Below are 20,186 nucleotides of genomic sequence, written 5' to 3'. Positions count from 1 at the left end.
ATGACCTTCGGTGAGCTGCTGCATGCGTTGCGGGCCGCGGCGGATCGCGGGGCCGACTTCCGGGACCTCGAGGACGACATCGAGCATCTCGCCGAGCATGAACCCGAGGCCAGCCGGGCGGAGACGCTGGCCTACACCGGTGACGAGGAGATGCGGATCTGGGCGCTCGGCCTGATCGGCGACCCACGTGACCGTGACCGCTTCGTCGCCGCTCTCGATGATCCGGACCTGCGGTTCACCGCGCTGGAGGCGCTGGGCAACCAGCCCGACCGCGACCACACCGACCGGATCGCCCGTACGTTCCTCGACGACCCGGATCCGATGGTGCGGTCCAAGGCCGCCGGCCTCGTCCTGTGGTTGCGGAGACCCGGATACATCGAGGCCCTGCTCCCGTTGACGGCCGACCCCGATCGTGACGTGCGGTCGGTCATCACGTTGCGGCTGGGCATCCGGGCCGAGCCGGCCGCGGAGCCGCTGCTACGGATCATGCTCGACGATCCCGACGACCGTATCCGGCGGTCGGCGGAGAAGGCGCTGCAGCGTCTCACCCCTCACGACTGAAGCTCCCGAGTGGCCTCGGGTGTCGTACCGGTCCAGCTCCGGAACGCCCGATAGAACGAGTTCGTGTCCTCGTACGCGAGCAGATAGGCGATCTGCGCGATGGTGAGGTTGCGATCCGTCAGGTAGCGGCGGGCCAGCTCGGTGCGGGTGCCGGCGAGTACGGCCTGGTAGCTGGTCCCCTCCGCCTGCAGCTGGCGCTGGAGCGTGCGCGGGCTGAGCACGAGCTGGGCGGCGACGGCGTTGATGGAGCTCTCGCCGGCGGGCAGCCGCTCGTGCAGTGCGGCCCGCACGCGGTCCACCGTGGTGGCCGACGCCTCGAGTTCGGACAGCCGTCGGCGTAGCTCCGGTGCGAAGAACGCCCACATCGACGCGTCCTCGGTGAGGAACGGGCGGGCGGCGTCCTCGGCGGAGAACATGATGGTGTCGGCCCGGCCTCTGCCGATCGTGGTGCCGAAATAGGACGTGGTGGTGGCCGAGTACGCCGGCGGCCGCCGCATCGTCACCCGGGTCGCGTGTATCTCGTGCCGCGTGCCGATCCGGGCCAGCGCGACCCAGAAGGCGAGCTCACCCGCTACCAGCAGAGGGGGTGGCGGCGGCCCTTCGGGCCAGCGGACGGCGAGCGTCAATCCGCGCCGATCGGCGGTGATGTCGAGGATCAGGGGGCCGATGAGCGGCTTGAAGGCGGCAATTCTCTCGGCTGCGGTACGCAGATTCGCGCTGCACAGTGCGGCGAAGAACGGCGGGTTGAACGCCTCGACCGACAACGCGTGACCGAGTCTCGCCGCGAGGTCGGGATCCGCGGCCTCGGCGTCGGTGGCCTCCCAGAACCGGTAGTACTCCTCGACCGTCATCGTGACCGGGCCGTCCGCGAGGATCCCCGGCGGCAACTCGGCGCGGCGCAGCACCCGGGACACCGGGATCCCGAGGTCGTGCAGCAGAGCGCGGGTGCCCGGGTCGACGGTGAACCGCCCTGATCTCATCCCCGCACGGTAGCGCTCGCCGATCGCGCCATCAGCTGGGTGGCGCGATCGGCAAGCAGCTCGGCGTCATTCGCTAGTGATCCGGCGGGACGCCGTCCATAGCGTTGAGCCGGAAGAACACGACGCTAAGAAGGAGAATCATCATGACCGGAACGATCCTCATCACCGGAAGCTCCAGCGGTATCGGCCGGGCGACCGCGAAGCACTTCCACGACCAGGGCTGGAACGTGATCGCCACCATGCGCAGCCCCGAACGCGAGACGGAGTTCACCGGCCTCGAACGTGTGCACGTCACCCGGCTCGACGTGCAGGACTCCGGCTCCATCACGGCGGCCGTCGCCGCCGGGCTCGAGCGGTTCGGCCGGATCGACGTCCTGCTCAACAACGCCGGGTACGGGGCGTACGGCGTGCTCGAGGCGACACCGGCGGAGAAGATCCGCCGCCAGTTCGACGTCAACGTCCTGGGCCTGCTGGAGACGACCAAGGCCGTCCTGCCGCACTTCCGTGCCAACGGCCGCGGCACGGTCGTCAACATCTCCTCGATCGGCGGCAAGGTGACCTTCCCGCTCGGTAGCCTCTATCACGGCACCAAGTTCGCCGTCGAAGGGCTGAGCGAGGCCCTGCACTACGAACTCGCGGCGATCGGCGTCGCCGTCAAGATCGTCGAGCCGGGCTTCGTCGAGACGGACTTCGCGGGCCGCTCGTTCGACTTCACCAACGACGAGAACCTCGCCGAGTACCAGAAGTTCGTCGGCGGGTTCCTCACCGCCATGACCCGGATGGGCGAGGGCGGCGACCAGCCCGAGGTGGTGGCCGAGACCGTCTACCGGGCGGCGACCGACGGCACCGACCGGCTTCGGTACACCGCGGGCCCGTACGCCGAAGAATTGCTCGCCGCCCGCGCCGCGAGCGACGACGCCACCTTCATCAGCGGTATCAGGCAGCAGATGGGCCTTTGACCATGGGCGGGGACGCAACCTCTGAGAAGGAGGACAAGGCGGCCATCGACGAACTGACCGCGGCTCACCTCCGGCGAACTGACCGAGTTCAGCGAGCAGGAGACAAGCGAACGCACCGAGATCTTCGGCGACGTGGAGTACCGGCTGTGCCGGTACTCCAAACAGGGCCTCCACCTCGGTGAGCCGTTCACCGGCGCCGGAACCAAGAGCATCCATTTCCTGCGCACGCCACGGGGCTGGCGGATGACGGCGGTCGCCTGGGACGACGACCGATAGCCGACGCGGCGCGTGGTTTCGCCGGTGATCGCCCGTTCGGGGGTGGTCGTCCGTGTGACGCGCCGGGCAGGGTGTACCCGTGGGTGACGAGTCTCGGATCTTCATTTCGTACGCCGGTGCGGATCTGCCGTGGGCGGAGTGGGCCAGGTGGCATCTGGAGCACGCCGGTTACGACACGCAACTGGAGTGTGCCGACTGGAAAGCCGGCGACAACGTGATCGAGAGGATCAACGAGGCGCTGGGACGAGCAAACCCGATGCTGGCGCTGCTGTCGTCGGCCTATCTGGATCCGCGGCGTAACACGACCGACCAGTGGACGGCCCGCTTCGCGCAGCGGCGCAGCGATCCGGACGCCAGGATGATCCCGATCCGGATCGACGGCGTCGACCTGTCGCCGGGGATCTGGGCGCCGATCAACGTGCCCAGCCTGAGCGGGCTGGCCACTGACGAAGCCGCAAAAGCGCTGCTGGAGGCCGTCAACGGGGTGCTCGGACCGCCGATGCCTGACGTGTACAGGGGCGTCCCCGAGTCTGCTGCGAGCACCGACACCGGGCCACGCCTGCCGGGATCGCTGCCGCCGGTGTGGAATGTGGACCGGCGGAACCCGGCGTTCACCGGCCGCGACGACATCCTGAACCGGGTGCATGACGGCCTGTCCGGTGACGGTCGGGTCGCGGTGCAGGCAGTGCACGGCATGGGCGGTGTCGGGAAGACGCAGCTTGCTCTGGAGTACGCCCACCGGTTCGCCGGTGGGTACGACCTGGTGTGGTGGATCTCGGCGGAACAGACCAGCCTGATCGGTGAGCGGTTCGTGGCTCTGGGCACGGAACTCGGGATCATCGACGCGGAAGCCGATTCGACGGTCGCTAAGAGCAAGGTGCTGGGCTACCTGGCGGGACGCCGGCGTTGGCTTCTGATCTTCGACAACGTGGCCGACGGCCAGGACATTCTGCCGTGGCTCCCCCGAGGCAGGGGCCATGTGCTGATCACGTCGCGGCGCGGGAACTGGCAGCAGATCGCCCACGCGGTAGAACTCGACGTCCTGCCTCGTGAGGACGCCGTGCGGTTCCTGACCGAGCAGCGTCCCGGTCTGGAACCCGGTGAAGCGGACCAGCTGGCGGAAGCTCTGGGAGATCTTCCGCTGGCATTGGCGCAGGCCGCCGGTTATCTGTCCGGGACGGGTATGCCGGTCGCCGAGTATCGGCAGCTGCTGGTCGAGGAGACGCAGGCCGTGCTGGAACTCGGCCGGCCGATCGACTACCCGCAGTCGCTGGCGGCGGCGATCACGCTGAACGTGGCCGCGTTGTCGGAGGCGGACCCCGCCGCGGTGGCGATCCTGCGGTTGTGCGCGCTGCTCGCACCAGAGCCGATCCCGGTGGACGTGATCGTCGAGGTAGCCCGGCCGACAGACCTGTACCCCCAGGTCCTGGAAACACTCCGGGAGGTGATCGGGAGGCCTCTGGTACGGCAGGAGTCGATCCGCAGCCTCGGCGCCTACGGACTTGCGCGGCTGGGCTCGGGAACGGTGACGGTCCACCGGCTGACGCAAGCCGTGATCCGAAGCCAGATCGATCCGTCCGCATCTGCTGAACTTTCCGTTCATCTGGAGTCGGTCCTCGGCCGGATGAACCCGGGCGATCCGAGGAATCCGGCGATCTGGCCCGCGTGGGGCCGCCTGTTGCCCCACCTGCTCGCGGTCGATCCGGCGCAGACGAGCGACCCCGTCCTGCGGGAGTGCGCGCGTGACGCCGTGGTCTACCTGATCAGCCGTAGTGACACCGAACCGGCCAGGCAGGTGGCCGAGCATCTGTACGAGGGATGGAAGCAACGACTCGGCCCCGACCACCGGGACACGTTGCGAGCAGCAACCGAGTTGGTCTGGACGTTCCGCGACCTAGGTGAGTTCGGCCGATTGCGGCCGCTTGTCGAGGACACGCTGGCCCGGCAGACCGAAGCACTGGGATCCGACGATCTCGACACTCTTCGCAGTGCTGCCGATCTCGCGGTCGTCTTCTTCGTCCTGGGTGATCATCAGCACGGTGAGAAGATCGGGCGTGACGTGTGGGAGCGGTGCCGGCGCGTTTTGGGTGAGGAGCATCCGGACACGCTGAGGTCGGCGGACAACTTGGCGTCGTCGCTGAGGGAACTGGGGCGGCATCGCGAAGGGCTGGCGCTCCAGGAGCAGGTGTGGGAGGGACGTCGGCGGGTGCTGGGTGAGGAACATCCGGACACGCTCATCTCCACTGACGGCATCGGGTCGTTGTTGCGGAAGCTGGGGCGACATCGGGATGCGCTGGCGGTTCATCAGCAGGCGTTGGAGAGACGTCGCCGGGTGCTGGGTGAGGAACATCCGGACACACTGATCTCAGCGAACAACATGGCGTCGACCCTGAGGGAGCTGGGGCGGGGGCCTGAGGCGTTGGTGCTGCACGAGCAGGAGTGGCAGAAGTGCCAGCGGGTGCTGGGTGAAGACCATCCGAGCACGCTGACGTCGGCGAACAACCTGGCGTCATCGTTGGCATCGATGGGGCGGCATCAGGAATCGCTCGCGATTCACGAACAGGTGTTGAAACAGCGTCGGCGGGTGTTGGGTGAGGAGCATCCGGACACCTTGAGTTCGGCGAACAACGTGGCGTCGTCGTTGGGAGGGGTGGGCCGGCATCAGGAGGGCCTGGCGCTGCACGAGCAGGTGTGGGAGCAGCGTCGGCGGGTGTTGGGTGAGGAGCATCCGGAGACGCTGACGTCGGCGAACAACGTGGCGTCGTCGTTGATATCGGTGGGCCGGACTCGGGACGGCTTGGCGCTGCACGAGCAGGTGTGGGAGCAGCGTCGGCGGGTGTTGGGTGAGGAACATCCGGACACACTGAGGTCGGCCTTGAACCTCGCGATCAACTACTGGAACGGCAGCCGGATCCTGCCCGCCCGCCGATTCGCTGAGCAGGCTTGGAAAGGCTTACAGAAGGCGCTCGGTGCTCAGCATCCCGACACTCGGCGGGCGGCGGAGATCCGAAAGTTGGCGTTGCAGAGGATGGGTGGGAGGGTAGGCGGCACGAGGACGACCAGGCGTTGAGTCGGACCGCGGGTCACAGGTCGATGACCAGACGGTTGTCGGCCGCGCGGGAGACGCAGAGGAAGATGGTGTCGTTGGCGGCCCGTTCGTCCGCGGTCAGGAGACTGTCCCGGTGGTCGACCCGGCCCTCCAGGACCGTGGTCTCACAAGTGCCGCAGGTGCCCTCTCGGCAGGAGGACAGCACCCCGACGCCCGCCTCCTCGACGGCCTCGAGAATCGACCGGTCGGCGGGCACCCGCAGGGTCCGGCCGCTGCGGGCCAGCTCCACCTCGAACTCCCGGTCGTCGGCGGCTGAGTCACGCTCGACGGGGGTGAAGCGTTCGACGTGCAGGCGGCGGCCCGGCCACCAGGCGCAGCAGGCCTCGACGGCCTCCAGCATGCCGGACGGGCCGCAGCAGTAGATCATCGTGTCCGGAGGGTTCATGCCGATGAGCAGGTCGAGGTCGATGCGGCCGCGCTCGTCCTCCGGATACAGGGTGACCCGGCTGCCGTAATCGGTGAGCAGCTGTTCGCGGAACGGCATGGACGCGGCCGTACGACCGGCATAGTGCAGCTCCCACCGGGCGCCGGCCTCTCTGGCCGCGCCCAGCATCGGCAGGATCGGGGTGATGCCGATGCCTCCCGCGATGAACAGGTAGCGCGCCGCTGGCAGGAGCTCGAAGTGGTTGCGCGGCTCGCTCACCTCGATCACGTCGCTGGCCGACAGGCGGTCGTGCACGTGCTGTGAGCCGCCCCGGCCACCCGGCTGGAGACGGACCGCGATACGCCACACGGAACGGTCGCGGGGATCACCGCACAGCGAGTACTGCCTGGTCAGGCCGGGGGAGAGCAGTACGTCGACGTGGGCGCCGGGAGACCAGGCGGGCAGCGGGCGGCCGTCCGGATGTCGTAACTCCAGCGCCACGACGTCCTCGGCCACCGGAATGCGCTCGCTCACCCGTACCGGATGAAGGTTTGTCATGATTTTCCCGGGTGATCGGGGTGCGCGAGGAGCCACTCCCAGATGGCGACCGGGTCGTCGGCCTCGGTCTCGGCACCGCAGTGGCAGCGGCCTCGCAGGATGTCGTCGCCGGGCAGCCAGGTGACGCGGAGCAGGCCGGCGCTCATTTCGCCCGCATCCGGGCGAGCATCCGGCGGGCGGCCAGACCGCCGGTGTCGATGTTGATGGAGAGCTCCTGGTAGCCGTCGGGCTCGGTGGCGATCACCTGCTCCAGAGTGTCGAGGGCGGCGACGTCCTGCAACACGACGGTGCGGTTGCTCTTCTCCAGGTAGTCGCTGACCTCCTGGTCGTCCAGGGCGAAGTCGCGGGCCACGGCCCAGAAGTCGTGGGTCGAGTGCTCGGTCTCCGGCGTGATGGCGTAGACCACCTCGACGTGGAAGGCGTCCGGGTCGGAGCCGTCGTCGTTCGGCAGCACCCCGACCGGCGCGATGCGGCTGTGCAGCAGGTACAGGCACGGCGGCGTGTACTCGATGTCCTGCCAGCGGGTGATCCGGCCGGTGAGGCCGGTCGAGTTCGAGTAGAACGGCGGGCACGCGGCGTCGGCCATGCGCCGTGACACGTAGACGATGCCGGCCTCCTCGTCGACCTCGGTGGTGATCGGCGTCTCGGCGACCTCGGGCGTGCCGATGTAACCGCCGTGCAGGTACGTCTCGTGGGACAGGTCGAGCAGGTTGTCGACCAGCAGACTCGCGCGGGCGGCCAGCGGTTCCATGCCGGCGACGACGGTCCAGCCGGGCTTGTCGAGCCACGGCGCCCGCGGGATCCGGGTGGTGGCGGCCAGCGTGGGATCGCCGATGAAGACCCATACGAAGGAGTCCTGCTCGACGATGGGATAGGCGCGCAGGCGGGCGGTGCGAGGCACCCGGGTCTGGCCGGGCACGGCGACGCAGACGCCGTCGGCGCCGTAGGTGAAGCCGTGATAGCCGCAGACCACGGTGTCGCCGACCAGGTGGCTGGGTTTCTCCGAGAGCGGGAAACGGCGATGCACGCACCGGTCCGACATGGCGGTCACGGCACCGTTCCCGGTGCGCCAGAACAAGATCGATTCACCACATACGGTACGGGTGAAGAGCTCCCGCCCGATCTCGCGTCCGTAGGCCGCCACGTACCACTGGTTCCGCACGAATGCCGTCGTCATACCGGCGAGTTTGTGACCTGGGTCGCAACGGGTCATCCTAGGTTTCCGAATGACGGAAGGAACCGATGATGGCACGGCGCGCGCCGACCGGACCCGTCCTCGGCCGTGCCCTGCTGATCCTCGAGGCGTTCGGCCCGCGGCACACCTCCCTCACCCTGACGGAGCTGGCCCGGCGTGCCGGGCTGCCGCTGTCCACCGTGCACCGGCTGGCCGGTGAACTGGTGACGTGGGGTGCCCTGGAACGCGACGCCGGAGGCCGGTACAGCGTCGGGCTGCGGCTGTGGGAGGTCGGTTCGCTGGCGCCGCGCGGCCTCGGCCTGCGGGAACGAGCCCTGCCCTACCTGGAGGACCTGTCCCGGGTCACCCACGAGAACGTGCAATTGGCGGTACGCGAGGGCGCCGAGGTGGTGTTCGTCGAGCGGATCGCCGGGAGCCGGGCGGTGCCGGTGCACACCCGGGTCGGCGGCCGGTTCGCGCTGTCGGCCACGGGGGTGGGCCTGGTCCTGCTGGCGCACGCGCCGCACGACGTGCAGGAACAGGTGATCGGCGGCCCGATCGAACGGTTCACCGCCCGCACCGTCACCGACCCGAAGGCGCTGCGCCGCATGCTGGCCGACGTGCGTACCAACGGTTTCTCGGTCAGCGACCGCCAGGTCACCGACGACGCCCTCTCGGTCGGCGCCCCGATCCGCGACCCGGCGGGCGCCGTCGTCGCGGCGGTGTCGCTGGTGGTGCGGTACGGCACGGTCTCGGCACACGCGCTCTCGCCGCTGCTGCTCTCCAGCGCACGGGCCATCTCACGAGCCCTTGAATCCCGGTAGGGTCCGGTGGTGGTTTCCGCATCGGCGCAGACGAGTTCCGAGCGTCCGTTCTATGCCCTGCACGCCGGTGCCTACGACCTGCTGATCACCGATCCCGTCGACCCGTGGGCCGACGCGGTCCACGACCGGCTGACGGGTGCGGGTCGTGCGCCCGCCTCGATCCTGGATGCCGGCTGCGGCACCGGCCGCCATGCCGCCGGCCTCATCGCCAAGGGGCACCGGGTGGATCTCGTGGACGCCTCCGCGGAGCTGCTGTCGCTGGCCGCGCGGCGCTGTCCGTCGGCGCGGACGATCCGGGCCGACCTGTGCGAGATGACGCTGCCGCCGGCCTACGATGCGGTGACCTGCCGGGGCGTCCTCAACGACATGATCACCGACCGGGACCGGGCGGCGGCGGTCCGTTCCCTGGCCGGGTGCCTGCGGCCCGGCGGCCTGCTGTTCCTCGACGTCCGCGAGGAACGGGCATCACGGGAGCGGGCCGACGGCACTCTCCAGCGTCGGCAGGCGGATCTCGGCGACGGTGCGAAGCTCACGTTCACCACCCGTACCACGTGGGAGCAGGGAACGCTTCGCGTCGAGGAGCGGTACGACGTGACCCGCCCGGGTGCACCGGATCAGCGGGCCGGGTACGACTTCACCATGCGGCCGTGGACGGAACCGGAGCTGCGCGCGGTGCTGCGCGACAGCGGCCTGCATCACGCGGAGGTCAGCGGCGGGGTCGGCCGCCGTACCGCCGACCGCCTCTTCGTCGTCGCCTCCTGAAGCACCGGCTGCCATGACGAGAATCGACGCGGTCGTGACGGACCTCGACGGCACGGTGATCCGGCGCGACGGCACCGTCAGCGAGGCGACGCTGCACGCCGCGCGTGTCCTCCGGAGGCAGGGCGTCCCGCTGCTCGCCGCCACCGCCCGTACACCCGCCGGCGTGCGCGCGTTGCCCACGTTGTCGCCGCTGCTGGACTTCGCGGTGTGCTGCAGCGGGGCGGTGGGATACCACCCGGCAACGGCGGCGACCGCCTGGTACGAGCCGATACCCGCCGAGGTGGTGGCCGATCTGATGCTCTTGTTCGCGCGGGACCTGCCCTCGGCGGGACTGGCGGTGTACGACGGCGTGCGGTGGCGGATGACCGAGGCCTACCGGACGATGCGGCTGTCCGGCCACAAAGGACCCGTCTCGGTCGTGGCGACAGCGGAGCTCACGGCGGTGGATCCCTGCTCGATGGTCGTCTGCCATCCCGGGCGCCGGAACGCGCGATCGCGTTCGGTGACATGCCGATCGACATCAGCATGTTCGCGGTCGTGGGTGCCTCCGTCGCGATGGGCGACGCGCCTGACGAGGTCCTGCGCGCGGCGACGACGGAGACGGCGAGCGTCGAGGACGACGGTTTCGCCACCACGCTCGCCGACCTGGGTCTCGTCCCGTTCGGCCACTCCGCGTGACACAGGCCGTAGATCTATCGGCCGGTGGCCACGCAGGGGGTGAAGTCGATCCGCCGGTCCGGGTCGCCGTCGGCGGTGGGATTGACGGCAGCCTGTGCCGCGGTGCGCCAGGGCAGGTCGGGCCACCACTGCCGCTGAGTGGCGACGGCGTCGGGCGTGGGCTCGGTCGGGACGCCCGGCACGAGCACGAGGTGACTCTGATTGCGGCAGCGCGCCTCGGCGCGTACCCGCTCGACCGGTTCTGTCCAGGTGTGCGGGGCGAGATTGAGCAGTGCCCAGTGCACCGGGATCATCAGCTTGCCGCCGACCAGGGTGTTCGCCTGTACGGCGAGTTCCGGGCCGAGGTGGTTGTCCGGCCAGTGCGGGTCGTACTGCCCGGACTCGATCAGCGTGACGTCGAACGGGCCGAGGCGCTTGCCGATCTGCTCGAGGTCGGGGAAGTGCCCGGAGTCGCCGGAGTACCAGGCCCGATGCTGCGGCCCGCGCAGCGACCAGCCGGACCATAGGGTCTCGTTGCTGTGCAGCGGGTCGCGGCCCGAACTGTGCCGGGCGGGCGTGGAGGTGAGCTCGGTGGCGCCGATCGTGGTGCTCTGCCACCAGTCGAGCTCGCGGATCCGGTCGGGGGAGACACCCCAGCGTTCCAGGTGGGCGCCGATCCCCAGCGGGACCACGAAGAGCGTCGGCCAGCCGGCCATGGCGGTGATCGTCGCCTGGTCGAGATGGTCCCAGTGGTCGTGCGAGATCAGCACGGCGTCGATCTTCCCCAGGTCGGCGAGCGCGGCCGGCGGCGGGTAGAACGGCGCGGTGCCGAGCAGGCCGGACGGCCCGGAGTGCTCGCCCCAGAACGGATCGAGCAGTACGCGTGACCCGTCGATCTCCACGAGGGCCGACGAGTGGCCGAACCAGGTGATGCGCAGGCCCGACGCCGTTGGGGTGGCGTACCTGGTGGTGTCGGTCGGCGTGATGGTCAGGGCCGGGTCCGGGCTGCTGAAGTCGCTGCCGGTGAGCAGCGACGAGGTGCTCGCCTCCCACAGGGAGAGCCACTGCGGCTGCGGGTTACGGAACTCGCCGTCGCGCCACTGCGGGGAGCCCTCGATCCGGGCCTGCCGCTCGCCGGACGGGGAGGCGCCGAACGGTTCCGTGCGCACGTAGGCGAGCCCGCCCGCCACGGCCAGCACCAGCAGGGCGGCCAGGCCGCCGATGATCCGGAGCGCCCAGCGGCGTCGGTTGGTGAGCTTGATGCGGCGCACGCTGCTCCTTTATTGTTGTGGAGAGGTCTCCACAAGCTAGCGGAGACCTCTCCGGATGACAAGGAGGGGCATGGTCCGCTCAGACGCCCGCGAGAATCGGTCCCGCATCCTGGCGGCCGCCCGTCAGGCGTTCGCCGAGGACGACGACACCTCGATGAACCGGATCGCGCAGCTGGCCGGCGTCGGCGCCGGCACCCTCTACCGCAACTATCCGTCACGTGAGGCGCTCATCCTGGACATCTATCAGGACGAGGTCGGCAGGCTCGTCGCGACGGTCGCCGAGCTGCTCACCGCATTCGCGCCGCGCGAGGCGCTGCGCCGCTGGACCGTCGCCCTGGTCGACGCGATGCGCAAGAAGCACGCCCTCGGAGCTGCCTTGAGTCCGGACGCTCACAAGTCGATGGCCGAGCGGAGCTACGGACCCGTGATCGCCGCGATCGCCGAGCTGCTGGAGGCCGGCAAGCGTGACGGCAGCATCCGGGCCGACGCCGAGCCGGTTGACTTCCTGCAGCTCACAGGTGCTCTCTGGCGAGCCGCGCCGGACCGTTCGGAGCCGATGCTCGCGCTGATCCTCGACGGCCTGAGGGTGCAAACGGAGAATTCTCCGCTTCCCGTTGACTAAGCGGAGAGCTCTCCACTACCGTTTCGGGTACAACGAAACGGAGGGCCACTCATGGCTGACGTATTGGTGACCGGCGGCTCGGGCTACATCGGCGGATGGTGCGCGCTCGCGCTGCTCGACGCCGGTCACACGGTCCGCACGACGGTCCGCGACCTGGCCCGCGAACCGCAGGTGCGCACGATGCTGCACGAGCCCGGCGACCGGCTCCGGGTGCTCCGCGCCGACCTCGGCGGCGACGCGGGCTGGCACGAGGCGGTGGCCGGCTGCGACTACGTGCTGCACGTCGCCTCACCCACCCTGACCCACCAGCCGCGCACCGACGACGAGATGATCCGGCCCGCCGTCGACGGCACACTGCGGGTCCTGCGGGCCGCGCGCGACGCCGGTGTCCGGCGGGTCGTCATGACCTCGGCGATCGGCGCGGTCGCCTACGGCCACGAGCCACGCGACACCCCGTTCACCGAACGGGACTGGACGAACGTGGACGCCGACATCGCGCCGTACCAGAAGTCCAAGACCCTCGCCGAACGCGCGGCCTGGGACTACGTGGCCGGCGGCGGCCCCGAGCTGGTCACCGTCAACCCGGCCGCCGTGCTCGGGCCGGTGCTCGGGCCCGACTACTCGCCGTCGCTCAACGGCATCGCCCGCATGCTCGACGGGCAGCTGCCGGCACTGCTGCCGTTCGCGACCGGCTACGTCGACGTCCGCGACGTGGCGGCACTGCACCTGCTCGCCATGACCGAGCCGGCCGCCGCCGGGGAGCGGTTCATCGCCACGGCCGGCCGCAGCCTGTGGCAGCGCGACGTCGCCGCCGTGCTGCGCGAACGGCTCGGCGAACGGGCCGCCAAGGTCCCCTCCCGGGAGATGCCGCTCCTGGTGGCGCGCGGTCTGGCCAAGGTCAATCCGGAGATGCGGGCGTTGCGCGCCATCCTCGGCCGCAATCTCGACGCGACGTCCGCCAAGGCCGAGCGTCTCCTCGGCTGGAAGCCCCGGCCGATCGAGGACACCATCGCCGAGACGGGTGAGAGCCTGCTCGCCCTCGGGAAGTGAGGACCGCCATGCAGGTCGTGCTCTTCGGCGCCACCGGGATGGTCGGGCACGGCGTGCTGACCGCCCTGCTGGAGGACCCCGCCATCGCCGGTGTCACGGCGGTGTCGCGCCGTCGGTCCGGGCGCTCACACCCCAAGCTGCACGAGGTGATCCACACCGACTTCGCCGACTACCGCCACCTCGCATCCGTCTTCGCGTCCGCCCAGGCCACAATCTGCCTGGGTACGCCCTCCACCGGGAAGAGCGAGGCGGAGTACACGCGGATCACCCGGGACTACGCGGTGGCCGCAGCGACGGCCGGCCCCGGCGGGCTGTTCGTCTACGTGTCGGCCAACCGCGCCGACAGCACGAGCCGCACCATGTGGATCCGGGTCAAAGGACGCGCCGAGGAGGCACTCTCCGCGGTGCATCCGCGCGTCTTCCTCGTACGCCCGGGATTGATCCGTCCCTGTCGCGGTGCCCGCCCCGCCACCCGTGCGCAGCGGATCGTCTACGCCGTGCTGACCCCGTTCCACCCCCTGCTCAAGCGGTTGTTCCCTCGGCAGGTCACCACGACCGACGCCATCGGCCAGGCCGTCCTGCGGATCCTGCACGCGCCGCAGACCGTCCCGCGGGCCCTCGACAACACGCTGATCAACCAGCTGGGCGAGTCCGATAGCGCGCGTAGATCAGCCCGCTGCTGAAGGAACGCTCCTCGACCAGGTCGAGATCCAGGCGTACGCCGTCGGGGAAGAACCTCTTGCCGCCACCGACCACGCTCGTGGTGATGAACAGGTGGTACTCGTCCACCAGCCCGGCCCTGATCGCCTGCGCCGCCAGGTTCGGGCCGTCGACGGTCAGGTCGTGTTCGGACTCCGCCTTCAGCTTGCGCACCACCCCCGGATCGAAGGTCCGTTCGATCGTGGTCCGCGCGCTGGACACCGACTCCAGCGTCGTCGAGTACACGATCTTCTCCGCCGCCTGCCAGCCGCGGGCGTACTCCACGATGTGCGGCGGATGATCGGGCACGGTGTCCGCGGTCTCCCAGAAGACCATCGTCTCGTACATCCTCCGGCCGTAGAGATACGTGCCCACGCCACGGAAGAGGTCGTCGATGAACGTGTGAACCTCCTGATCCTCGGCACCGGTGCCGAGGCCGCCCTCCGCGGCCTCGGCGTAGCCGTCGAGCGAGGTGATCATCGAGTAGATGAGCTTGGCCATGTGTCTCCTCCGGGTCCGCTGCGCCCGCCGGTGGGCACTCCTGCATGTTGTGACTCCCGCAGGACCCGGAACTCATCACTCGCCGATCGCGAGCCCGGTCAGCGCGCTGTTCGAATCTTGGGGCCGCTATCCTGCCGGGCGTGACCCATCCACTGATGCCGAACGATCCGCGGTCTCTTGGTGACTATGAGCTGCTCGGGCGTCTTGGCGAGGGTGGCATGGGCACCGTCTTCCTTGGACGCTCGCCGGACGGCCGGCTGGTGGCGGTCAAGATGTTGCGGGCCGAGCACGCGTGGGACACCGAGTTCCGGGGCCGCTTCCGCAGCGAGGTCAACCGGGCACGCGAGGTGCCCGGTTTCTGCACGGCGGCGGTGCTCGACGCCGACCCGGATCACGAGACGCCATATCTGGTGGTCGAGTACGTCGACGGGCCGAGTCTCTCCGAGGTGATCCGGGAGCGGGGACCGCTGGACGGCGGCACGCTGCACAGCGTGGCGGTCGGGGTGGCCACGGCGCTGGCGGCGATCCACGGCGTGGGGGTCATCCACCGGGACCTGAAGCCGCAGAACGTGCTGTTCTCGCTGGGCACGCCCAAGGTGATCGACTTCGGGATCGCGCGGGCGCTCGAGGTGACCAGCCGGCACACCAGGACCGACCAGATGGTCGGCACGGTGGCGTACATGGCGCCGGAACGGTTCGACAACGACGCGGATCGTACGGTGGGGCCGGCGGCGGACGTGTTCGCGTGGGGTGTGGTGGTGGCCTACGCGGCGACCGGGCGGACCCCGTTCTGGGCTGATTCGCCGGCCGCTACGGCGGCTCGCATCCTGACCCAGCCGCCCGATCTGACCGGGCTCGACGGGTCGTTGCGTGAGCTGGTGGGCCGCACGCTGGCCAAGGATCCGAACGAACGGCCGACCGCCTATCAGCTGCTCGACCTGCTGCTGGAGGCGGAGACCGGGGGATCGCTCGCCCAGCGGCCGGAGCTACTCAGGGCCGCCGAGGCGGTACAGCACACGGGCCGGGTGCCGCTTTCCGACGTACGTGAGCCGGCTCCGCCCGGTCGTCAGCGGATGACACGCCTGGTGGCCGTGGGCGCGGTGGCGACCGTCGTGTGTGCTGGCATCGGGTTCGCGTTGTCACGCCACGACGTGGATGAGGAGCTGGCGTCGTTCGCGCCCAGCTCCTCGCCGTCGGCGCCGGCCGCCTCGGGCAAGAGCCGGATCCAGGGGCCGGGGGTGTCCGACCGTCTCGACCGGCGCGGCCTGTGGAAAGCCGACCGGGCTTCCGGCAGCGCCGGCGGGTGGTGCACCTTCGACGAGCGGATGCTGGCGACAACCCACGATTCCGTCCTCCATCGGTGCAGGGGGCCACAGGACTTGTTCGCCGGAGACCAGACGATCGGGGTCGACGTCGGCATCGTCACCAAGGGTGCCTGCGCGTTGGTCTGGTTCCGGTCGGTCGACAAGCGCGGCTACGTGGCCTCGTTCTGCGAGAACGAGGTCCGGCTGGGGCTCGACGAGAGCGCCGGGAACGGGTTCAACTCGGAGCAGCGGGTCGCCGTGAGCGCGTTCCGGGTCGGGCAGACGCACCGGACGGGCATCACCGTGCAGAACGGCACGGCTGAGGTGACGGTCGACGGCAAGCCCGTACTGAGCATGCCGGTCACCGACCCGCAGCTGGTCTCGGGCCGGGTCGTGCTCGGGGCGCTCAACGACGCGAGTCAGGGCGACGCCACGGTGGCCTTCGCGAACGTCGATCTCCGGTCGCCGGTGGCGGGGCAGCCGGCGCATTTCACCGACCCGACGACCGGGTCCAGCCAGTCGGTGGTGAGGCTCTACTCGTACGATCCGGTCGCGCACTCCGCGGTGGCTGAGCCGATTCTCCTGATGGACAGTGCGGACTACTGCAAGCAGTTCAAGATCGACCCGGCCGACATCAAGTGCAGCGACCCGTTCCAGGTCGTCGAGAGCCGCACGAAGGTGACCATCCCGGTCCGTTCCGCGCCGAAGCTGACGTCGTGGGAGAGTGCCGGGGGCTGGGAAGGCGTCGTCTCGGTCCGTGCCGGCACCGGTCAGTCCATCTCCGCGTCGAAGTTCACCAAGTGGCTGGCCGGGAAGGAGGAGGGAGGCCTGGTCGCGGTCACCACCACCGGCGGCGAGCTCACGACGCTGACCAGGATCGACCAGTTCTGACCAGCTCTCACCTGCCTGATCGGCGCCACGAGCGATCGTTGACGAGTTCCTCCAGGCCGGTCCGGCGATCGCTGAGCAGGGTGGGCGGGACGTCGCCGGGGGCGGTCAGCGCCAGCAGGATGTCGGACGCCAGGTAGGTCGCGTGCCGGACCTCGCAGGCGGCCCGGAGGTCGCCGGGGGAGATCGCCGTCTCGCGGGCCACCACGTCCAGGACCGCGTTCCGGTGCGGGCCGCTCAGCGAGATCACGAAGAACCAGTCGTCGAGGGGCTCGCCGAAGCGGGCCCATTCGAAGTCGAGCAGCGCGGTCAGGCGGTCGCCGGTGGCCAGCCAGTTCCCCCAATGGCAGTCGGCGTGCACGGGAACCCCGGTGCCGGCGTGCGAAGGGGCGTTCGCCGCGATCGCGGTGAGACCGTTGAGCAGCGGGGGCGGTACCACGGAGTCATCGTCGGCGGCAGCCAGGTCGTCGAGCAGGGTGAGCAGGGCGTCGCGACCGGCGAAACCGCCGTGGTCGAGTGGCTGGCGGAGGACGTCCGCGGCTCGGTCCGGGGGAGTCCAGGTGTGCAGCCTGCCGAGTCGTTGAACGGCCTGCTCCGCCAGGGAGCACGCGGCCCGGGCGTCGAGGCCGGGCAGGCCCCAGCCGGGCGGGCTGCCGGGCATCCGGGTGTAGCAGGCGTAACGGACCTCGCGGCCGTCCAGTGTGTGCAGACCGCTGGAGAGCAGGGGTGCCGTGATGCCGGCGGGGAGGTCGGGAGCCAGGGCGATCTCCCGGTCCAGCCTGGTGTGACGATCGGCGTCGATGACCTTCAGGACGACGTCGGGGCCGAGATAGACCTGGTGCGACAGGCTGTGCACGAGGGTCAGCGATCCGAGGCCGAGCTCCGTGAGCAGTGATTCCATGGCCGACACCGTAGGACGGAGTGCGGATCGGCGCGGCGGGCGTATTCGACGGCCGGGCTCTGAACGGGCGGCAGGAGGGGCGCGCGCCTGTCGTCGTACACAGGAATGGGGTTGGGGGGTTTCGCCCGTCAGCATGATCGTCAGGGCCGGCGGAGAATCCGTGGGGTGACATCGCAGTCCGTCGATATGGGTGATTTGTGTCACTGGACGTGGATCGGGCCGGGAACGGTGATGGTTCCCGGCCCGATCAGCGAATGCCTACAGGTCGGCCGGACCCGCCGCGGCGGCCTCCTGCTCGGCCGCCGTACGACGCTGCTCGCCGCGCTGCTCGGCCTTGTCGTCGCGGGTGGTCCCGGCGGTCGCGGCACGCCGCTGCGCCGCTGCCGCCGCCGTGGCCGTGTCACCGGCCACGCCGCCGCGGATGCGGTTGTTCGCGGCGACCCGGGCGGCCGGGCTGTTGCTGTTCACGGTCAGGGAGCCATCGATGATGGTGTCCTCGACCGAGACGCCGCCCGTGGTGTTGGTGACGCTGACGTCCCGGCCGAAGTAGCCGCCGGAGGCACAGCTGTCGAGGGTGCCGTTCGGGCCGAGCTGCACGCCGCCCAGGTTGCCGGCGAACGTCGACCGGCCGCGGACGGCGCTGCCACAGACGACGCTGCCGGTCGAGCTGTTCAGGATCGACAGGGTGCCGTCGACGAACGAGTCGTGCAGGTCGGTGTAGTGGGTGCCGTTGGTGCTCAGGCCGCCGGACACCTCGCTGCCTTTGTCGAGGCGCACCTCACCGGCCTGCGCGTTCACCGAGCCGGTGATCTTCGTGTCCTCGGCGAACAGGAAACCGTCGATCGTGGCGGTGCCCTTGGGCCGTACCGTGACCGCGCCCGTCTCCGCCTGCCGCAGGTAGAGGCCGTAGCCCCCGGCCGCCAGGACGACCACGCCGCCGACGGTGCTGTTCGAGGCGTCGAGGTAGCCGTTGGCGGCGACCCGGACCTCGCCGTCGACGCGGCCGCCGTCGATGACCAGGTTGGCGCCGGCGGCGACGCTGACGTTGCCGGTGATCGTGGTGCCGGTCAGGTCGCAGGACTCCCCGGCCGGAACATACAGATCATTGGGTACGGTCACCGCGCCCCCGGTGCCGATGCAATGGGTGACCAGCGCGGCGCCGGCCGGCGTGCCGGTGAGGGCGGTCGTGACGAGCACGGCCGTGACGGTGGCGGCGATGAGCCTCATCGAGTTTCTCCCTTGTCTGATGCCGCCGCGGCGCGGACGATCGTCCCCGCCTGCCGGTGGGTGAGCTTGCCCGCGGCGACCAGCGTGGTCGTCACGTTCTCCACGTGCCGGACGAAGGCGGCGTGGGTGGGGTAGCCGGCGCGTTCCGCGATCAGGTCGTTGACGGTGCAGCCGTTGCCGGTGTCGGTGTTCGGGATCCGGGTGTCGTAGCCGTCGATGACGACCGTGTCGCGGGTGTCGGAGTCGGGGCAGGCGTCCGCGCCCCGCTCGGCGACCGTGAACGTGACCGACTTCTCCGCGGCCGTGTTGCCCGCGTTGTCCGAGGCCCGGTAGCGGACGGTGTGGGCACCGATCGCCGAGACGGCCACCGCGGTGGTGTAGACGGTCCACGCGCCGTCGTCGAGGCGGTACTCCGACGACTTCAGCCCCGAGCCGCCGGTGTCGGTGGCCGTGAGCGTGACGGTCGCCGAGCCGAGGTAGTTGCCGCTTCCGTCCCGCTCACCGGTCACGGCTGCCGTGACCTGCGGCGGGGTGGTGTCCTCGACCGGCGGCGCGACGATCGTGAAGTGGGCCATCTGCTCGGCCGAGGTGTTCCCGGCGTTGTCGGTGGCCCGGTAGTGCAGCATGTGCGCGCCGACGGTGGTCACCGCGACCGGGGTGCTGTACGTGGTCCAGGCGCCGCCGTCGAGCTGGTACTCGATGCGGGCCACCCCGGAGCCGCCGGTGTCGGTCGCGGTCAGCGTCGTGGTGGCGGTGCCGACGTAGTTGCCGGCGCTGTCGCGGGTGCCTGCGGTCTGCCCGGCCACCACCGGCGGAGTGGTGTCCTGCTGCTGGGCCTGGGCCACCCGGAACGACACCGAGCCGACCGTCGAGGTGTTGCCCGCGTTGTCGGTGGCGCGGAACTGCACCGAGTGGTCGCCGATCGCGGTGACCGCGACCGGGGCCGAGTACGCCTGCCAGCTGGTGTCGTCGATCTGGTACTCGACGGTGCGTACCCCGGATCCGGCGTCGGTGGCGGTGACCGTCACGGTCGCCGAACCGAGGTAGGCGCCCTGACTGTCGCGGTTGCCGCTGACCGCGCCGGTGACCGTCGGAGCCGTGGTGTCCGGGTCCGGGGTGCCGGTGGTGACGGTCAGCTCGCCGACCATCGTGCTGTGCCCCGGGATGGTGCAGAAGAACCGGTACTTGCCCGGGGTGAGGGTCACGTTCGCCTGGTGGCGGCCGTTGTTGGTGTCGAACGGGCTGGCCAGGATGTTGAGCGTGACGTCGTGGTTGTAGCCCTCGGCGCTGGTGTCGAAGGTCAGCGTGTGCGGCATGCCGGTGGTGTTGCCGGTGGCCGCGCTGTTCTCGAACACGATCGTCGTGGCCCCGGCGACCGCCGTCGTGGGCACGGACTTGTACCTGGTGATGTCGTCGTCGGCGGTCCAGGTCAGGGTCTGCGCGGCGGCCGCGGGTGCGGGCGAGGCCGCCCCCGCGAGCAGGGTCAGCAGCATGACGAT

The 20,186-nt window shown here is 70.1% G+C and carries 20 protein-coding genes and 1 pseudogene; 12 read left to right on the top strand and 9 right to left on the bottom strand.

Annotated elements, in window-relative coordinates; translation table 11 throughout:
• Entirely contained in the window at nt 1-561 is a 561-nt protein-coding gene (locus CLV67_RS14695; RefSeq protein ID WP_106318543.1) for a HEAT repeat domain-containing protein, read from the top strand.
• Here CLV67_RS14695 and CLV67_RS14690 read toward each other — a convergent pair.
• On the bottom strand, nt 552-1,541 hold the full coding sequence (locus CLV67_RS14690; RefSeq protein ID WP_106318541.1) for an AraC family transcriptional regulator: 990 nt from the start codon (nt 1,539-1,541) through the stop codon (nt 552-554). The genes CLV67_RS14695 and CLV67_RS14690 overlap by 10 nt on opposite strands.
• A gap of 143 nt (nt 1,542-1,684) precedes the next feature.
• Here CLV67_RS14690 and CLV67_RS14685 point away from each other — a divergent pair, with 143 nt between their 5' ends.
• The 3 genes from CLV67_RS14685 (at nt 1,685) to fxsT (ending at nt 5,846) form a co-directional block, all read left to right on the top strand.
• Nucleotides 1,685-2,500: an SDR family oxidoreductase gene (locus CLV67_RS14685; protein ID WP_106318539.1), complete on the top strand. Its 816-nt coding sequence runs from the start codon at nt 1,685-1,687 to the stop codon at nt 2,498-2,500.
• Between the two features lie 132 nt (nt 2,501-2,632).
• Nucleotides 2,633-2,776, top strand: a complete 144-nt coding sequence (locus CLV67_RS51905; protein WP_170153860.1) for a hypothetical protein — start codon at nt 2,633-2,635, stop codon at nt 2,774-2,776.
• A gap of 79 nt (nt 2,777-2,855) precedes the next feature.
• A complete protein-coding gene (gene fxsT, locus CLV67_RS14680) occupies nt 2,856-5,846 on the top strand; it encodes an FxSxx-COOH system tetratricopeptide repeat protein (protein WP_106318537.1) in 2,991 nt (996 codons plus the stop codon).
• A 13-nt stretch (nt 5,847-5,859) separates the two neighbouring features.
• Here the strand turns inward: fxsT and CLV67_RS14675 are convergent, their stop codons facing one another.
• Genes CLV67_RS14675 through CLV67_RS14670 form a run of 3 tightly spaced genes read right to left on the bottom strand, consistent with a single transcriptional unit; the run spans nt 5,860 to nt 7,984 of the window.
• The gene (locus CLV67_RS14675) at nt 5,860-6,807 is read right to left on the bottom strand and encodes a PDR/VanB family oxidoreductase (RefSeq protein WP_106318535.1); all 948 of its coding nucleotides are present in this window, start codon (nt 6,805-6,807) and stop codon (nt 5,860-5,862) included.
• Nucleotides 6,804-6,953 carry a hypothetical protein gene (locus CLV67_RS51900; RefSeq protein ID WP_170153859.1) on the bottom strand — a complete coding sequence of 50 codons (150 nt, stop codon included), beginning with the start codon at nt 6,951-6,953 and terminating at the stop codon, nt 6,804-6,806. The genes CLV67_RS14675 and CLV67_RS51900 overlap by 4 nt, the downstream gene beginning before the upstream one ends.
• Complete coding sequence (locus tag CLV67_RS14670; RefSeq protein WP_106318533.1) at nt 6,950-7,984, bottom strand: aromatic ring-hydroxylating oxygenase subunit alpha; 1,035 nt, start codon at nt 7,982-7,984, stop codon at nt 6,950-6,952. Before CLV67_RS14670 ends, CLV67_RS51900 begins: the two co-directional genes overlap by 4 nt.
• Nucleotides 7,985-8,049: 65 nt before the next feature.
• Between CLV67_RS14670 and CLV67_RS14665 the strand changes: the two genes are divergently transcribed.
• The 4 genes and pseudogenes from CLV67_RS14665 to CLV67_RS54230 all read left to right on the top strand — a co-directional run bounded on the left by CLV67_RS14665 (nt 8,050) and on the right by CLV67_RS54230 (nt 10,245).
• Nucleotides 8,050-8,805, top strand: a complete 756-nt coding sequence (locus CLV67_RS14665) for an IclR family transcriptional regulator (RefSeq protein WP_106318531.1) — start codon at nt 8,050-8,052, stop codon at nt 8,803-8,805.
• 9 nt (nt 8,806-8,814) lie between these two features.
• Complete coding sequence (locus CLV67_RS14660) at nt 8,815-9,567, top strand: class I SAM-dependent methyltransferase (RefSeq protein WP_170153858.1); 753 nt, start codon at nt 8,815-8,817, stop codon at nt 9,565-9,567.
• A gap of 13 nt (nt 9,568-9,580) precedes the next feature.
• Nucleotides 9,581-9,898: pseudogene (locus tag CLV67_RS54735) on the top strand (HAD family hydrolase); the annotation flags it as partial.
• Nucleotides 9,899-9,921: 23 nt separating this feature from the next.
• The gene (locus CLV67_RS54230; protein ID WP_275414894.1) at nt 9,922-10,245 is read left to right on the top strand and encodes an HAD family hydrolase; all 324 of its coding nucleotides are present in this window, start codon (nt 9,922-9,924) and stop codon (nt 10,243-10,245) included.
• Nucleotides 10,246-10,259: 14 nt separating this feature from the next.
• On the opposite strand, the gene CLV67_RS14645 is transcribed toward CLV67_RS54230, so the two are convergent.
• Nucleotides 10,260-11,495: an MBL fold metallo-hydrolase gene (locus CLV67_RS14645; protein WP_203737003.1), complete on the bottom strand. Its 1,236-nt coding sequence runs from the start codon at nt 11,493-11,495 to the stop codon at nt 10,260-10,262.
• 70 nt (nt 11,496-11,565) lie between these two features.
• Here CLV67_RS14645 and CLV67_RS14640 point away from each other — a divergent pair, with 70 nt between their 5' ends.
• The 3 genes from CLV67_RS14640 to CLV67_RS14630 are packed head-to-tail and all read left to right on the top strand — an operon-like array spanning nt 11,566 to nt 13,850.
• Nucleotides 11,566-12,117, top strand: a complete 552-nt coding sequence (locus CLV67_RS14640; RefSeq protein WP_106318525.1) for a TetR/AcrR family transcriptional regulator — start codon at nt 11,566-11,568, stop codon at nt 12,115-12,117.
• Between the two features lie 51 nt (nt 12,118-12,168).
• Nucleotides 12,169-13,167: an SDR family oxidoreductase gene (locus tag CLV67_RS14635; RefSeq protein ID WP_106318523.1), complete on the top strand. Its 999-nt coding sequence runs from the start codon at nt 12,169-12,171 to the stop codon at nt 13,165-13,167.
• Between the two features lie 8 nt (nt 13,168-13,175).
• Nucleotides 13,176-13,850 carry an NAD-dependent epimerase/dehydratase family protein gene (locus tag CLV67_RS14630; RefSeq protein ID WP_106318521.1) on the top strand — a complete coding sequence of 225 codons (675 nt, stop codon included), beginning with the start codon at nt 13,176-13,178 and terminating at the stop codon, nt 13,848-13,850.
• Here the strand turns inward: CLV67_RS14630 and CLV67_RS14625 are convergent.
• Nucleotides 13,801-14,367 carry a dihydrofolate reductase family protein gene (locus CLV67_RS14625; protein ID WP_106318519.1) on the bottom strand — a complete coding sequence of 189 codons (567 nt, stop codon included), beginning with the start codon at nt 14,365-14,367 and terminating at the stop codon, nt 13,801-13,803. The genes CLV67_RS14630 and CLV67_RS14625 overlap by 50 nt on opposite strands.
• 140 nt (nt 14,368-14,507) lie before the next feature.
• Between CLV67_RS14625 and CLV67_RS14620 the strand changes: the two genes are divergently transcribed.
• Entirely contained in the window at nt 14,508-16,562 is a 2,055-nt protein-coding gene (locus CLV67_RS14620; protein ID WP_106318517.1) for a serine/threonine protein kinase, read from the top strand.
• Between the two features lie 7 nt (nt 16,563-16,569).
• On the opposite strand, the gene CLV67_RS14615 is transcribed toward CLV67_RS14620, so the two are convergent.
• The 3 genes from CLV67_RS14615 to CLV67_RS14605 form a co-directional block, all read right to left on the bottom strand.
• The gene (locus CLV67_RS14615) at nt 16,570-17,460 is read right to left on the bottom strand and encodes a phosphotransferase (RefSeq protein WP_170153857.1); all 891 of its coding nucleotides are present in this window, start codon (nt 17,458-17,460) and stop codon (nt 16,570-16,572) included.
• 258 nt (nt 17,461-17,718) lie between these two features.
• A complete protein-coding gene (locus tag CLV67_RS14610) occupies nt 17,719-18,687 on the bottom strand; it encodes a hypothetical protein (protein ID WP_106318513.1) in 969 nt (322 codons plus the stop codon).
• The gene (locus tag CLV67_RS14605) at nt 18,684-20,180 is read right to left on the bottom strand and encodes an OmpL47-type beta-barrel domain-containing protein (RefSeq protein ID WP_428839481.1); all 1,497 of its coding nucleotides are present in this window, start codon (nt 20,178-20,180) and stop codon (nt 18,684-18,686) included. The genes CLV67_RS14610 and CLV67_RS14605 overlap by 4 nt, the downstream gene beginning before the upstream one ends.
• Between the last annotated feature and the right edge of the window lie 6 nt (nt 20,181-20,186).

Source organism: Actinoplanes italicus (assembly GCF_003001815.1).
Lineage (GTDB): Bacteria > Actinomycetota > Actinomycetes > Mycobacteriales > Micromonosporaceae > Actinoplanes > Actinoplanes italicus.
The sequence above is the reverse complement of the archived record's forward strand: the minus strand, read 5'-3'. Positions and strand labels throughout refer to the sequence as shown.